The sequence below is a fragment of the Thermococcus profundus genome, assembly GCF_002214585.1.
Lineage (GTDB): Archaea > Methanobacteriota_B > Thermococci > Thermococcales > Thermococcaceae > Thermococcus > Thermococcus profundus.
Genome location: NZ_CP014862.1, coordinates 226347 through 240987, shown reverse-complemented (window position 1 = coordinate 240987; position 14641 = coordinate 226347). Strand labels below are relative to the sequence as shown.

Here is a 14641-nt window from a genome sequence, read left to right as displayed (position 1 = left end):
ACTGGGTGAATTATTCACTAACTGAATATGCCCAGCAAACCCTTTTAAAACCGCACCATAACCAAGGCTCAAGAGGTGTTGTTATGGGCGAGACGAAAAACGGTGAGAACTTCAGGAAAGCCGTCGAGGAGATAGCGGGAGCAGTCCTCTCAGGCGAGATTAAGGAGAGGGAGGAGCTCAACCGTTACAAAATCATCGTCTCACGCAAGTATCACCTTTCAAAGATTCCTGGCAATTCCGACATCCTGAAGGCCATTCCTGAGGAAGAGCGCGATCGCTTCAGGGAGCTCCTTAAGAAGAAGCCAACCCGAACCATCAGCGGAGTGGCAGTTGTTGCCATGATGACGAAGCCCTTTCCCTGTCCGCACGGCAGATGTATCTACTGCCCCGGTGGTCCCTCCGTCGGCTCTCCCCAGAGCTACACCGGAAAGGAGCCCTCCGCTCTGAGGGCAGTGCAGAGCGCTTACCATCCATATATAATCATGATGCGTCGCCTAAAGCAGCTCACCGATATCGGCCACGATGTAGACAAGGTCGAGGTCATAATCCAGGGCGGAACTTTTCCAGCCGTTGACCTCGATTACCAGGAGTGGTATATTAAGTGCGCCTTCAAGGCGATGAACGACTTTCCCCACTTTAGAGACATCGAAAACCTCGAAGACAAGCTCGTGAGGCTCATAGTGAAAGGAGATAAGTCGGTTTTCGACGAAGACCCGGCATTCAAGGAAGCGTGGGAGAAGACCCATAGGAAGCCGTACTACTACCTCGAAGATGAGCAGAGGAAGAACGAACGGGCGAAGGTCAGGATGGTCGGCCTCACGATAGAGACGAGACCCGACTGGGCCTTCGAGAGGCAGATAGACAGGATGCTCAAACTGGGGACGACGAGGGTCGAGCTCGGCGTTCAGACTGTATTTAACTTCATCCACGAGAGGACGAAGAGGGGTCACGGCGTCGAGGAGATAATCAAGACAACGCAGCTCCTGCGCGACGCCGGTTTGAAAATCAACTACCACATAATGCCGGGTCTGCCGGGAAGCAACTTTGAGCGCGACCTCTACACGTTCAGGGCCATCTTCGAGGATTCCCGCTTCCGCCCGGACATGCTGAAGATTTACCCAACCCTCGTTACGGCGGATGCCCCGCTCTACGCCTGGTACAAGGCCGGCAAATACCGGCCCTACACGACGGAGGAGGCCCTTGAGCTTTTGGTTGAGGCGTACAAGCTCTTCCCCAAGTGGGTCCGCGTCATGAGGATACAGCGCGACATCCCTGCGAAGCTCATCGTCGCCGGAGTGAAGCACTCAAACCTCGGCCAGCTCGTCTTCAACGAACTGATAAAGCGCGGGATAAGGCCGAGGGAGATTAGGTTTAGGGAAGTTGGTCACATGATGGAGAAGTTTGGAATTCAGCCGGAAGTGGATCACATAAAGCTCCTCCGCGAGGACTACGACGCAGCCGGAGGAAAGGAGATATTCCTCAGCTTTGAGGACGTTAAAAACGACATCCTGATTGGCTTCATCCGTCTCAGGATTCCAAGCGAAAAGGCCCATCGGAGAGAGATAAACTGCTGTCCTTCTGCCATAGTGCGGGAGCTTCACGTCTACGGCCCACTCGTGCCGATAGGCGGAAAGCCGAAGTACGAGTGGCAGCACCGCGGATATGGGAGGGAGCTTCTGGCCGAAGCTGAGAGGATAGCTCGCGAGGAGTTCGACGTCAAGAAGATGCTGGTCATCAGCGGCGTTGGGGTTAGGAACTACTACCGGAAGTTCGGCTACAGGAGGAACGGGCCCTACGTGGCGAAGAGGCTCGATAGAAGCTACGCCGACTACGGAGGGAGCAGGGAGTTTGATGCACACTTGAACACTTGATCACCCATCTTTGCTCTGCCATTTTCCCGTTTAACGTCATCTACGATGCCAGTGTCTTCATAAGCTCTGATACTTCAGAGAACTCCGACTTTATGAAATTGAACACCCTCTTATCGACGGCGTTTTTGTCAATGGCAACCAGCAGGATTCCCCTGTTGATTGAGGTCAAATCCTTAAGGGATGTTATGAACTTCAGAATTGCCTCTTCGCCGTTCTCAAGTATCAGGTACTCGATGCAGTCTATAAGGATGACCTTGTCCATGTTGGTCGCCTCAAGAAAGCCTTCGAGGTAATTGAGGAGATATGGGAGTCTAGTGGGGTTCACGGAGCCTTCCTTATTCACCTTTGAGATCCAGAGAACAGGAACCAGCTTGAGGCCGAGCTTTCCGCGAAAGACTTCGGGGGGCTCGCGGCTGACGGCCATGGCCGGGAGGCGGTATCTCTTGGAGAGAAGGACAAAAGCCTTGTAGACCTCGTCCAGGCTGCCCCAGTAGCCGCCGTATTTCAGATTCTCAGCAGGCTCCGTGGCGAGCGGGACCACCATGTATCTGCCCCTGCCGAAGGGAAGATAAATCAGGAAGGAGGAGAGAAAAATGAAAATTGCAGCAATAACAAGGAGTACCGACCGGATTGTATAGAAAGTCTGATTCGAACCAAGGATCGTCGTCCTGAGGAGTACCCCAATTGTCTGGGCGATTGCAACGAGAACAAAAGTTAGGATAACCATATCAAAAACCCTGGAGAAGTACTTGAAGCCCATGTTATTCTTGGCATTTCTTCCTATTAAGGCCATAACGACTATTATCGCAAGGGAGAGGAGGAGCACTATAAGATCTCTGATGAAGTAACCCCACGAGATAACCGCGACCATGGTATTACGTATGATCCTCTGGATATTTAAGCTATTCGGCAGGAAGGATTTTTAAGCCACTGGATTCATTATCCAGAGGTGAAATGAATGTCCTGGAAAGAAAAGCTCGGCATGGTCCACATATACACCGGGGACGGAAAGGGAAAGACCACCGCGGCACTTGGTCTAGCCGTTAGAATGCTCGGATCTGGGGGAACGGTGAAGATAATACAGTTTATGAAGGCTCCAAAAGTCTATGGAGAGCAGATAAAGATCGAAGAGTGCGGAGCAGAGATAGAGTCTCTAGGGCTCCCAAAGTTTGTCCACGGAAAGCCGGAGCCAGATGACATCGAGGCTGCAAAGAGGGCCCTGCAGAGGGCCAGGGAAGAGGCTTCGAGCGGAAAGTGGGATCTCATAATACTAGACGAGGTATGCGTCGCCCTGGGCTTTAAGATGCTTGAGGTTGATGAAGTCAAAGAGCTCATCAAAAGCAAGGCCCCCAACACCGAGCTCGTTCTGACAGGAAGGTACTGCCCGGAGGAGCTCTTCGAGCTGGCCGACTACGTGACCGAGATGAGGGAGGTGAAGCACCCCTACCAGAGGGGCATCCTCGCGAGGAGGGGTGTTGAGTACTGACCGTCCCAACCGACATTTTTCGACATTGACCGAAAAGCTTATTTAGTGAAAGGAAGTTTAAAATACACGGGGAGATTTTAGTAACGATTCTTAAGAAAAGGGGGTGAGAACATGAGCGAGCTAATCCAGCAAATTGTGCAGGTTCTCAAGGAGCAGGTCGTTCAGGACACCGTTGTTCCGAGGAACATCAGGCGCGCCGCTGAACAGGCCATCGAGACCCTCCTCGACGAGAGCAAGGAGCCGGCCGTTAGGGCCGCCGACGCCATAGCCATCCTTGAGGAGATAAGCGAGGATCCGAACATGCCCATGCACACGAGAACCATAATTTGGGAGGTTCTCGGCGCCCTCGAGCAGGTCAAGTGAGCGTTTTCTTTTCCCGCTCATTTCCTGCGTTCGTCTCAGCATTTCTGCTCCATATACCACAGTTTTGCACTCTCCTCAACGAGCTCCGCCTTGTAGAACGCTTCCCTGAGGGTTCTTCCCACCGTGACTATGCCGTGCTTTTCCATCAGTACCGCGTCTGAGTCCTTGAGTGCTTCAGCAACGACTTCGGCAAGATCACTGGTCCCAGCTGGCCTGAAAGGCGTTACTGGAATCCTGCCCAAATAAAGCTCAGCCTCGGGGGTTATTATCGGCAGATCTCCCCTCCGAAGGACGGTTGCAGCGACTATCGAATAGGGCGGGTGAAGATGGGCTATGGCCCTCACATCAGGCCTCTTTCTGTAGACCGCGAGATGAAGCCTGTACTCGCTCGATGCCCTCACCCCAGAGATCTGGTTCCCATTCATATCGATGATCGCCACCTGACCTGTGCCCATGTCGTCCATGACCGCTCCGGTGGCCTTTATGAAGACCAGATTGCCCCTCCTGATGCTCAGGTTTCCGCCAAACGCGGCCGTCAACCCGCGTTCGTGGGCCTTTCTGGAGTACTTAACAAGCTGGGATTTGATAACGCAGCTCATTTTTTCACCACCTTGACACCGTACCCACAATCCAGGCAGTAAGCTCTCTCCCCCTTCCAAGCAAGCTCACCGCCGCAGATCGGACAGATATCGGTGTTTCCGTTCTCCTTCCAGTGCTCGTAGGTCTCACGGTCAATGACGAGGAAAGGACTGCCCTCTTCTTCCTCGAAGTGCCCGAGAACGGGACTGCTCTTCAGCTCAAAGCTCTCGGCGTCTATTATCACGGGCTCCAACCCTATGTTGCCCTCGTATTCGATGTCGTTCGCCGGAACTATCTCGACGATGAAGGCGTTGAGCTTCCTGTCGAGGTACGCCACGACCTCGAGGGCATCGCTCAGCTCACCGCTGGAGGAGATAACGTCAACAACAAGGGGCTCATCCCGGGGGAAGGCCATAGCTACCACAGTCCTGCCCCTAAAAACTGCAATTCCGCGGTCCAGGCAGATCTCTTCAAGGCCGAACCCCTTTAAGACCTCTCTGAGGTCGTTTCCGTCGGGAAGGCGGCGGTTTCTGCGTATAGTCTCACCAAGCACCTTCGCCAGGGGCATCGCCAGGTTCACGGGCTCGTGTATGACTATCTCCATTCCCATCCCCCTACCCCGTTGGGGGAAAAATTTATAAACCTGCCCTCGCGACTATGGAACGGGTTGCCTGTAGGGTCCCGCGGTAGCCTAGCCTGGGAGTGGCGGCGGACTGTAGATCCGCAGGTCCCCGGTTCAAATCCGGGCCGCGGGACCACCAAAATAATTCTGAGGCTTTTAAATGAAGCGCGCCCTCAAGATCTTCGAAGTTCTCACTTGGATCATCATCCTGCTGCTCGTCGGGGTTACTTTTGACGTTTCCTTCAACGACGGCGCGCTCTCGCGGAGGTATCTCCCCGGTGAGTTTGTTGAAAAGCTCTACGAGTTCAGAGAAGAGACGCGGTTTCTTACCGGCATAAACGACCCAGTGACCAAGAACTTTGAGAGGTACCTGAACGACCCAGAAGAGCGCGGAATTTTGCTGAACCTATCCCGGAGCCTAAAAGGAAAAAACCAGATCGAATCCGCATGGAAAATTCTTGAGTGGGAGGACAAAAGACTAACATACGACTACGGAAGAGCCGAGCCCCAGTTCATCCCTCCCTCAGAGTTCCTGTCCAAGGGAAAGGGCATATGTGGCGACTACTCGCTTCTCACAGCAGGCCTTCTCATAGCTATGAACTACTCCCCCGTTTACGTCCTGGCGATAAGCTTCAACGATTCCGAAACCGGGCACCTGACGGCGGCGATACGGGTGGGGGGCAAGTACCTTGTGGCAGACCAGCACCCTCCTCTGATGGATCTGGGAACCTACTACCGCCACTGGGCGGTCTACACCGCGAACTCATCGGCAAAACCCCTTCACATAGATCGAATTGAGGTGTATGCGGTTTACTGGAAGGATGGGAGGGTAAACGTCAGACGCGAAGGAAGCATGGGGAGAAGCGAGTTCATGAGGGAAGACTACAACATGACGGAGGGCGACGCAAGAAAGCTTGTCGGGGACTTAACCTCCGAAATCCAGCGGAGATTCCCCAATCTAAAGCAGGATCCACTACTCCTGGGATCGGAGAAAAGGGATTCACCACCGGAGGGTTATCGCTCTGTTTCGATATTCCAGGCCACATTTCCCGCTTACGCGGACTATTACATACCGGAAGCCCACAAAGGGTTCGTGTCGCTGATTCTTGACACGCTTCTAGAAAACGAGGAGCTAGGAAGGGCCCTCGAAACCTCAGACTCGTTCTGGGTAAACGGAACCCTGAGAAAGCCATCCCTCTCAATAACGGTCTACACCGGACGAAGAGGGTCCTGATTAGGATGGTTCCAATTTTCGGGGTTTAACCCAAAGATATCAATCGTTCATTGGGAATACTACAAACTGTGCATTTTGCTATTGGCTATTTTCCGGGATTAAGTGATACTAACTGAGAATTATTTAAAAAAACCATTTAGAAGTCTAGAAAAGTATTTAAACTTTAAGTTCTAAAATTCCAATTGGTGGGTGTCATGGAGATAGAGTTATTGAAGAAACTTGTCTCAATTCCATCACATTTTGGTAGTGAAGGGGAAATCTCAAAATTCATCGGCTCGTTTCTCGAAGAACACGGACTCCCCGTAAAGTACCAGGAGATAGAGGGTTTTGGTAGCAACGTGATCTCCAAGGTTAAAGGAAAGAAACTAACCCTCGTCCTCAACGGCCACATGGACACCGTTGGATTGGGGGGAGGATGGAGGAAGAACCCCTGGGGCGAGCTGGAAGGGGATAAGTTCTACGGTCTCGGGAGTGCGGATATGAAAGGGGGCCTCGCCGCGATGATGACGGCCTTTGTGGAGATCCTAAACATCCCAAAGAAGAAGCGGCCAACAGTAATCTTCACGGCGGTCGTTGATGAGGAAGGATATTCCCGGGGAGCCTGGAGGCTCATAGAAAGTGGAGAACTCAGGGACGCTGATTTAGTCCTCGTGGGTGAACCCACGAACGAGAGCCTGATGCTCGGGGCAAGGGGAAGGTTCGTGATAAAACTGAAGCTCCGGGGGAAGAAAGCTCACGCGGCAAGACCCGAAAACGGGATAAACGCCATAGAAGAGCTCTCAAAGCTCCTGGCGTTTCTTCCAAAGATAAAGACTAAAAAACACAGACGACTGGGTTCGGGCTCGTACTGCACCCTCTACGCCCACGGGGAAGCGGACGGCCTGAGCGTCCCGGAATCGGCCGAAGCAATAGTGGACAGGCATGTGGTCGTTGGGGAAGACTGGGAGCGGGTAACCAGGGAGCTGAGAAAGGCCGCGACAAGGGTCGGGGTAAGCGGGGAGCTAGAGATAGAGAGGTTCCCAAGACCAACGCCCGAAATGCTCCCTTACACCGTTAGAGAGAACAATCGATTCGTCTCTATTCTTGAGAAGGTTTATTCCTCCCTGTGGGGCGAAATCCCGGAAAAAACCTACGGAAGGAGCGTGGGCGACTTCAACTACTTCGGCACATACCTCGGGGCACCCACGATAGTTTTTGGACCGAAGGGCTCAAACTGGCACTCCGCCGACGAGTGGGTGAGCGTTTCATCGGTCAGGAGGGTAAAGCAGACGTACGTGGAGTTCATCAAAGCCCTCGGGAACTCGGGGAGACCCATCACATAACGCAGCACTCATAGATTATCTCCACGTCCCTCACCGTTTTTGCCCATTCGATTACTTTCCTAGGAGGATTGGTGAGCCTGTCCACCCCCGCCACAACCGCACCCTTGTCGAACTCAAGCCTCCACCTGCCGAGCGGCCGCATGCAACCTATGCTCAGCTCACCATCGAACTCCTCACGGGCGTACTTAACGACTTTGAGACTTTCCTCAACGCTCGGCTTTGGAACGTTCTCCATCTCAGTTCCCTTCGTTGGGATGAGTACATCGAGGACGAGAACGTCTATCGGGTACTGAACCAGGAGGTCTATAGCCCGGTACTCCCACCATATCTTTCCAAAATCGAGGCCGATGGTTATGTGGGGCGCAATTCTCACGCCAGCCTCAGTTAGAAGGTCGAGAATCCTGAGATAATCATCGACGGTCTTGTCTATCTTGTAAACGCGCTTTATCACGTCGTCATCGCCCACGAAGTCGAGGGAAACTGCATCGACGTACTTAACCCACTCCAGGTCGCTCTCGTCGATGAAGCCCACGTGGGCGTTGAGCTTGAGGTTAGTCCTCCTCTTAATTTCCCTTATCTCGTCGGCGTAGAAGTCGAGGGGGACTTTGAGCCGTCCGTCCATACCGCCGCTCAGGAGACACCCGTTGTAGCCTTCCTCAGCGAGCTTAAGGCAGTAGTTCAAGATCTCCCCGCGCTCGGGCTTCCTCATTCCCTCTAGGTAGTGCCTCCCGCAATGGGCGCAGTTCAGGGCACAGGCGTTCCCCGTGACCGAGATTGAGGGGAATTTGATTCCTGGGACGTAAACTTTGAGTTTCTTCTTTTCGTTTACCATTTAGCTCACCTCAGAAGGGGGTTGTATGGGGTGTAGCCCCCTCCAGTGTTTAAAAGAGAAGGAAGGGCTTGGAAAACGCAGTTCCCCGGTTTATGTGGGGCAAAGCCCCACGTTCGGGGGGAGGGGGTTGGCAAGGACGTGGGGGGTGAAACCCCCCGGTCCTGCGAGGAGAATTTGATTCCGGGGACGTAAATCTTGAGCTTTTTCCTTTCCATTCTCACCCTCTAGAGAAGAGCAGCACCACAGGAATATAACCCTTTTGGGATAAAAATGTGGAAAAGAAGGAGATCACTTCTCGGCTTCCTTCTGGTTCTTGAACAGCGGCCACCAGGCCTTCTCCCCGAAGAGGCTCATAAATGCCGGCCCTATGAAGTACACCGCCATCGTCGCCGTCAGGAGGATTCCTGCGGAGAGTGCAAAGCCTATTTCCCTCGTTCCCCAAGTTGAGCTGAGCATCAGCGCCCCGTAGGTGCTGGCAAGGACAAGCGCCAGTCCTATGACTAGCGTATCCATTGTTCCGGCCGCGACTATCAAAGCCTCCTCGGGCTTTCTGCGCTCGAACTCGTCCCTCGCCTTCACGAGGTAGAAGCTGTTGTAGTCGATGCCGACACCCATCAGCACGACGAAGACCATCAGCGGAAGGAACCACATGATCTCCTGGTTGAATATCCTGCCGAAGAGCCACGTCGAGACCCAGATGCTCGTCATGACGCCGAGAAAGATTGTAATCATAGTGGACGTTACGGCAGGCAGACCCTTGAGTGTGGGGATGAGCGAGAGGAACATCAGGATCAACGCCACTGGGATTATCCTGTGCCAGAAGATGTCGTTGATCCTGTCCGCTAGATCCATCGAGAGCGCCGCTCCTCCTCCGACGAGACCTTCCTTAACCTCTGGGTTCTCCTTTGCAACTTTCCTAACGTAGGCCCTGAACTCCTTCACGAGCTCTTTGGCTCCTTCCTCAGTGGGCTTGTACTTCGTCTCGACCTGGATCATGACCTTATCGCCCTTGCTTGAGATGAACCTGCCCCCTCCGAGCGCTTTAACCGCCGAAAGCGTCAGGTTGCTAACCGGTTCCCCGTAGGGCCTCGTGGGTGAATAGACAGCCTTTACCCCATCCATTGAAGCGATGTGTGCCGTTATCTCGTCCACCAGCTTAAGGTCATCACCAGTAACGTTGCCGTTGAACTCGAGGATTATGTAGTTCGGGGACATAACGGAAGCCCCGAGCTTTTCTTCGCTCAGCTGCATAAAGGTGAGGGTGTCGCTGCCCTCAGGGAGGAAGAGGCTCATGTCGTGAGTTCCTTTGAAGGTCAGGAACGTGTAAGTGGCCGGTGCGGCTACGAGGAGGGCTATCAGAAGAACAACCTTTGAGTGCTTTATCACCCACTCGGCTATCCTGCTCCTCTCGTGGACGTCCATTGTTCTGATGTGCTTTAGGTGTCTCGGCCACCAGAACCAGCTCTTGTCGCCGATGAGGGCAGTTATTGCTGGGATGAAGGTAAGGCTTGCTAGCAGAACCGAGATGACTGCCAGCGGCGCTATTATGCCCATCTGCTGGAATATCGGGAACTCCCAGGCGAGGACGAAGGAGGCGAAGGCTATGATGTCGGTGAAGGCACTCGCCAGGACTGCGTCCTTAGCCCTCTTGAGGGCTTCTGCAACTGCCTTCTCATGCTCGTAGCCTTCAGCCAGGTACTCCTTGAAGCGGTGGACGTAGTAGGTCGAGTAGTCTATACCGAGACCGAGGGCGGTGGTTATCGTCAGCATCTGAGCCCAGCTTCCCACGTCGATGATCCCACCCTTGGCAAGGAGATAAGCTATTCCAAGCGCGGTGAGGGCGGAGGTTGCAACGCCCGTGAACGGCAGGAACGTTGCCAGAACCGCCATACCCATGAGCAGGAAGAGCACAATCAGCGCTATCACCACACTCGCGCGCGTTGTATTCTGGTTGTCCCTCTGGCCATATTTTGTCATCTCGTGCATCTGGACAGGGGTTCCACCGAGGGCGCCCACAACGTTGGGGAAGTACTTACCAAACTCCTCCAGGGCTACCTCCTTGACCCTACTGGCGTTCTCCGCCCTGTACTTGTAGAGATCGTCGCTCGGTCCGGGCCTTCCGTAGGGAACGAAGGTTATCAGCATCGTGGTGTTGTCTTCGCTCTTGAGCATGCTCAGATAGGTACCAGCCTTCTCCTCGATAACCGGCCAGAGCTCCTCGGCAAGGGGCTTGATGTCATCCCTGGTCATCGCACCGGGATCCCCTTTGAACCGGAAGGCTATCTCCACGAGCTTCGATTCATTGAAGGTTATCTCTATACCGTAGGGGTTACTCTTAGCGTAGCTGGATATCATGGAGCGAACGGTGCCTTTCACCAGCTCCTCAAGCTCCGTCTCGCCCATCGGGTAGTTCCTTACTATCACCTCAGTGAGGTTCATGAAGACGCCTTCGAACTCCTCAGGAACGGCCGTGTCGTTCATCTGGCCCATCTTTTCTTTGGCGCCCTGGAGGAAGAGTTTCTCAGCCAGATTCCTCGGGTCGGCGCCCTCGTAGAGGGCCTTCACAACTTCCGAGACGTTGAAGTTCGCACCCCCCTGCGCCTGTCCCTCGCTAATCGCGGCCATTACCTCAACGGTTGCCTCTTCAAGCCTCTCGCCGCTTACTATACCCCTCGGATCCTTTGAGACCGTCTCAACGATTACCTCCGCTGTTTTCTCAGTGTTGGGTACACCCCCGGAGGAGAGCTGCTCTATCATTCCTTCCTTCAGAAGCTCTTTTGCCAGCCCCTGGATAACCCTCTCGTCCCCGTTGCTCTCGTAGATCGCCCTAAAAACACTCTCATCCATCTGGGGGCCCATTTGACCTGCCATGGCCTTGATGATGGACAGCGTGGCGTTTTTGAGGAGTGCCCCGTTGGTGGAGAGAACCCCCTCCGCGTTCGGGTCGTAGGTGAGAACCGCATCAGCGATAACCGGGGCGAACTGGCTCGCTGTTCCGCTGGCCATCCCGCTCATCCCAGCAAGCAGGAGGTTCTTTTCGAGTTCCTTGGTTGGGCCGGCTATGAGGAGGAGCCTAAGGACATCCTCCGGGTTCTGCACACCAGCCAGCGGATTGTTGGGCACGCTCGCCATTAGCTGAAGCCCGATCTGGACGGTGGCGTTTTCAACAGCCATAGGATCCGGGTTCGGGCCGAGGGAAACAGCCGCTTCAACTATCGAGGAGAAGGTATTTGAATCAAGAGCACCGAGTCCTGGAACCTCTATCGCCTGGTTGCCCTGTGCTATGACCTGGGGGAGGCCATGAAGGGCCTGGGAAGCTATCTTCGAAACAGTCCCAGTGAGCTGAGCAGTGTTCATGCTCTGAAGGGCGTAGGGGCTTCCAGCGTTGGCGTCGAAGGCCTCGACTCCGGCGTAGAACGCCGTCCCATACGCTTCTATGAGGGGCTTCTGGCTCTCATCTGCGGTTCCGGCGAGGACTATCCCCTTCGTGATGTTGGCGAGGAGGGCGTCGGTTATTGCGGCACTTCCGGCCTGCGCGTATACGGGGTAGAGAGAGTTAAACACCGCGTAGACGAACTCAGGCCTCGTCCTGGTCTGGTTGGCAATGAGCTGGGCTTCAGCCGGAGTTAGATTGCCCCTATCGTACGTCCCCATTGCGGTGAGGGCCCTGTGAACACCTATAACCCCCACGTAGGTCATCCCATAGCTTGAGTTGAGGGCGTATAGCCCAGCGTTCATCTCAGCCAGCGTTGAGTTGAGGGCCTTAAGGGTCTCGCTTGTCGAGCTCAGGTTCCTGTGGAGGGCAACGTAGGCCCGATCCGTCTGGTTCAGGGCATCCCTGAGAAGAACTGTTTGGTTCCAGAGAAAAGTCAGGTTATCCTCCAGTGCGAGGTAACCCTGGGCAGCGCCGATGAGGCCCTTCTTGATCATCTCGGTCGTGTTAGCCAGGTAGTAGGTCAGATTAAGAACCTGCCCGAAGCCCTCCTCCGTCTGGACTGCAGTGGAATAGAGGATCCTGGTTATGTTGGCGGCCATTATGGTTATGTTCAGCGTGAGGTTGTAGTCCATGTCCCAGAGCTGATCTATGGCGTCATAATAAGAACTGACGTTGTCGGCGTACCTTCCCTCAACGCGCTTTTTAAACTCAAGATAAGCTTTCCTTGCGTTCTCGTCGTTCACACTTACGTTGGTGAGGAGAAGGTAGGTCATGTTCTCGTTCTGGGCCTCTGCAAACTCCTCGGTCATTATGTCCTGCACTCTGATGGACTCTATTTTGTGAGAGATCATCTGCTCCTCGCTGTAGTTGGTAACTTCGCTCAGCTTTCCGGCGAGGGGAGCCATGATGACTATGAGAATCATCCAGACCCCCAGCACCACCTTTGGGTGCCTTGCTATCCAGTCGTTCCAGGCCATTTAGACCACCTCAAACCTTTTAAAGACGTCAGCGTAATACCTCCAAATGAAACATGTGTGTATCAAATATGTTTAGTTCAGACATATCTTATAAACCTTTCGGGGTGATACTATGTCGGAATCGCTCGTGAGGACTATGTTCACCGTCCCCATGAGAAACCTCATACTCCTCATAATCGGCCTCAAAGGCGAGACCCACGGCTACGAGATCCTGAAGGAGATAGAGAAGATCAGCAGGGGCATGTGGAAGCCAAGCCACGGCAACCTCTACACGATGCTCAACAAGATGGTCGAGGAAGGGCTGATAGAGCCCAGGGAAGAGTACCACGGCAGGAGAAAGCTCGTGAAGTACTCCCTAACGGAGAAGGGCTGGAACTACATGAGGGAAGCGAACGAGCTCGCGCTTCAGTCGCTCTATATGGCCGTCCAGTACCACGAGATGCTGAGGGAAAAGCTCAGGCAGATGGGCTACAGAAAGGAGATAGCGGTCGAAGCAATAGACGGCTACGTCGAACTCCTCGACAGGATTATCTCGATACTGGAGGAAAAGAAGAGGAGCCTGCTGGAGCTGAAGGAGAAAGCCAGAAAAGGGGAGGAAGGGAAAAAGCCCGTCAAAGGAACGGGTTCCTGAACTTCCTGCCAGGATAGACGGCTATTCCCTCGAGTTCCTCCTCTATCCTTATGAGCTGGTTGTACTTGGCGTTCCTGTCGCTTCTGGCTGGGGCGCCGGTCTTTATCTGGCCCGCATTGAGGGCAACGGCGAGGTCGGCAATGGTTGCATCCTCCGTCTCTCCGCTCCTGTGGGAGACGACGACGCCGTAGCCAGCGCGGAAGGCGGTGTATGCTGCGTCTATGGCCTCGCTCAGAGTTCCTATCTGGTTGACCTTGAGGAGGAGAGCGTTGGCGGCACCCATCTCGATGCCCTTCCTTATCCTCTTCGGGTTGGTGACGAAGAGATCGTCTCCAACGATCTGTATCTTGTTCCCGAGCTCCTTCGTTATCATTACGAAGCCTTCCCAGTCCTCCTCGTGGAACGGATCCTCGATGGAGACAACCGGATAGCTGCTAACGAGCTCCTTGTAGAGCTCGAGGAGCTCGCCGCTGGTGTATTCCTTGCCGTTGACGACGTACTTGCCTATGTCCGGGTGGAAGAACTCGCTTGAGGCCGGGTCCATCGCGAAGGCTATCTCGTCGCCCGGCTTGTAGCCGGCTTCTTCAATGGCCTTTATGAGGAGCTCGAGAGGTTCGTGCGGCTCCTTCAGCGGGGGAGCGAATCCGCCCTCGTCACCGACGTTGACCGCATCCTTACCGTACTTCTCGGCAATGACGCCCTTGAGGACGTGATAAGTTTCAGAAACCCACCTTATTCCTTCCCTGAAGGAGTCAGCTCCAACGGGCATTATCATGAACTCCTGGAAGTCGAGCTCGTTGCCCGCGTGAACACCGCCGTTGATGACGTTGCTCATCGGGACGGGCATGACGTAGGCGTTGGTTCCTCCTATGTACTGGTAGAGCGGCATTCCGAGGGCGTTGGCAGCGGCTTTGGCAACTGCCAGAGAAACGCCGAGGATGGCGTTCGCCCCGAGGTTGCTCTTGTTCTCGGTGCCGTCTAGCTCGAGCATCAGCATATCAATGTCCCTCTGCCAGGTGACGTCCATTCCGATGATCTCGGGGGCTATTATCTTGTTCACGTTCTCGACAGCCCTTCTAACGCCCTTTCCGTGGTAGCGCTTTCCGCCGTCGCGGAGTTCGAGTGCCTCGTGGGTTCCGGTGGAAGCTCCACTCGGAACTGCCGCCCTTCCCATGCTCACCGGCGTATAGACCTCGACCTCAACCGTTGGGTTTCCCCTGCTGTCGAGGATTTCTCTCGCGTACACTCCAGTTATCTCAAACGGGTTCTCCATAGCAATCACCTCGGG

General features: G+C 54.3%; 12 protein-coding genes and 1 tRNA gene. 7 read left to right on the top strand and 6 right to left on the bottom strand.

Annotation, left to right across the window (positions count from 1 at the left end; genetic code table 11):
* The first annotated feature begins 83 nt into the window (after nucleotides 1–83).
* On the top strand, nucleotides 84–1871 hold the full coding sequence (locus A3L09_RS01270; RefSeq protein WP_088857255.1) for a tRNA uridine(34) 5-carboxymethylaminomethyl modification radical SAM/GNAT enzyme Elp3: 1788 nt from the start codon (nucleotides 84–86) through the stop codon (nucleotides 1869–1871).
* A 40-nt stretch (nucleotides 1872–1911) separates the two neighbouring features.
* Here A3L09_RS01270 and A3L09_RS01265 read toward each other — a convergent pair whose 3' ends face one another.
* Entirely contained in the window at nucleotides 1912–2742 is an 831-nt protein-coding gene (locus A3L09_RS01265) for a DUF835 domain-containing protein (RefSeq protein ID WP_088857254.1), read from the bottom strand.
* An 87-nt stretch (nucleotides 2743–2829) separates the two neighbouring features.
* Here A3L09_RS01265 and cobO point away from each other — a divergent pair, with 87 nt between their 5' ends.
* Nucleotides 2830–3357, top strand: coding sequence for a cob(I)yrinic acid a,c-diamide adenosyltransferase (gene cobO, locus A3L09_RS01260; RefSeq protein WP_088857253.1), 528 nt, complete (start codon nucleotides 2830–2832; stop codon nucleotides 3355–3357).
* A gap of 111 nt (nucleotides 3358–3468) precedes the next feature.
* On the top strand, nucleotides 3469–3720 hold the full coding sequence (locus tag A3L09_RS01255; RefSeq protein ID WP_088857252.1) for a UPF0147 family protein: 252 nt from the start codon (nucleotides 3469–3471) through the stop codon (nucleotides 3718–3720).
* A gap of 35 nt (nucleotides 3721–3755) precedes the next feature.
* On the opposite strand, the gene A3L09_RS01250 is transcribed toward A3L09_RS01255, so the two are convergent.
* Nucleotides 3756–4319 (bottom strand): aldolase, encoded by a 564-nt coding sequence (locus A3L09_RS01250; protein ID WP_088857251.1) that lies wholly within the window; start codon nucleotides 4317–4319, stop codon nucleotides 3756–3758.
* Nucleotides 4316–4909, bottom strand: a complete 594-nt coding sequence (locus A3L09_RS01245) for a hypothetical protein (protein WP_232473550.1) — start codon at nucleotides 4907–4909, stop codon at nucleotides 4316–4318. The genes A3L09_RS01250 and A3L09_RS01245 overlap by 4 nt, the downstream gene beginning before the upstream one ends.
* A gap of 70 nt (nucleotides 4910–4979) precedes the next feature.
* Between A3L09_RS01245 and A3L09_RS01240 the strand changes: the two genes are divergently transcribed.
* The 3 genes from A3L09_RS01240 to A3L09_RS01230 all read left to right on the top strand — a co-directional run bounded on the left by A3L09_RS01240 (nucleotide 4980) and on the right by A3L09_RS01230 (nucleotide 7477).
* Nucleotides 4980–5057: transfer RNA gene (locus tag A3L09_RS01240), tRNA-Tyr, on the top strand.
* 24 nt (nucleotides 5058–5081) lie between these two features.
* Nucleotides 5082–6155, top strand: coding sequence for a transglutaminase-like domain-containing protein (locus A3L09_RS01235; RefSeq protein ID WP_088857250.1), 1074 nt, complete (start codon nucleotides 5082–5084; stop codon nucleotides 6153–6155).
* Nucleotides 6156–6349: 194 nt separating this feature from the next.
* Nucleotides 6350–7477 (top strand): M20 family metallopeptidase, encoded by a 1128-nt coding sequence (locus A3L09_RS01230; protein WP_088857249.1) that lies wholly within the window; start codon nucleotides 6350–6352, stop codon nucleotides 7475–7477.
* Here the strand turns inward: A3L09_RS01230 and A3L09_RS01225 are convergent.
* Nucleotides 7470–8309 (bottom strand): radical SAM protein, encoded by an 840-nt coding sequence (locus A3L09_RS01225; RefSeq protein WP_088857248.1) that lies wholly within the window; start codon nucleotides 8307–8309, stop codon nucleotides 7470–7472. The two genes, A3L09_RS01230 and A3L09_RS01225, sit on opposite strands and share 8 nt — an antisense overlap.
* Nucleotides 8310–8597: 288 nt before the next feature.
* Complete coding sequence (locus A3L09_RS01220) at nucleotides 8598–12722, bottom strand: MMPL family transporter (RefSeq protein WP_088857247.1); 4125 nt, start codon at nucleotides 12720–12722, stop codon at nucleotides 8598–8600.
* Nucleotides 12723–12834: 112 nt separating this feature from the next.
* On the opposite strand from A3L09_RS01220, the gene A3L09_RS01215 reads away from it, so the two are divergent.
* Nucleotides 12835–13353 carry a PadR family transcriptional regulator gene (locus A3L09_RS01215; RefSeq protein ID WP_088857246.1) on the top strand — a complete coding sequence of 173 codons (519 nt, stop codon included), beginning with the start codon at nucleotides 12835–12837 and terminating at the stop codon, nucleotides 13351–13353.
* Here the strand turns inward: A3L09_RS01215 and eno are convergent.
* Nucleotides 13334–14626, bottom strand: coding sequence for a phosphopyruvate hydratase (gene eno / locus A3L09_RS01210; protein ID WP_088857245.1), 1293 nt, complete (start codon nucleotides 14624–14626; stop codon nucleotides 13334–13336). The two genes, A3L09_RS01215 and eno, sit on opposite strands and share 20 nt — an antisense overlap.
* Between the last annotated feature and the right edge of the window lie 15 nt (nucleotides 14627–14641).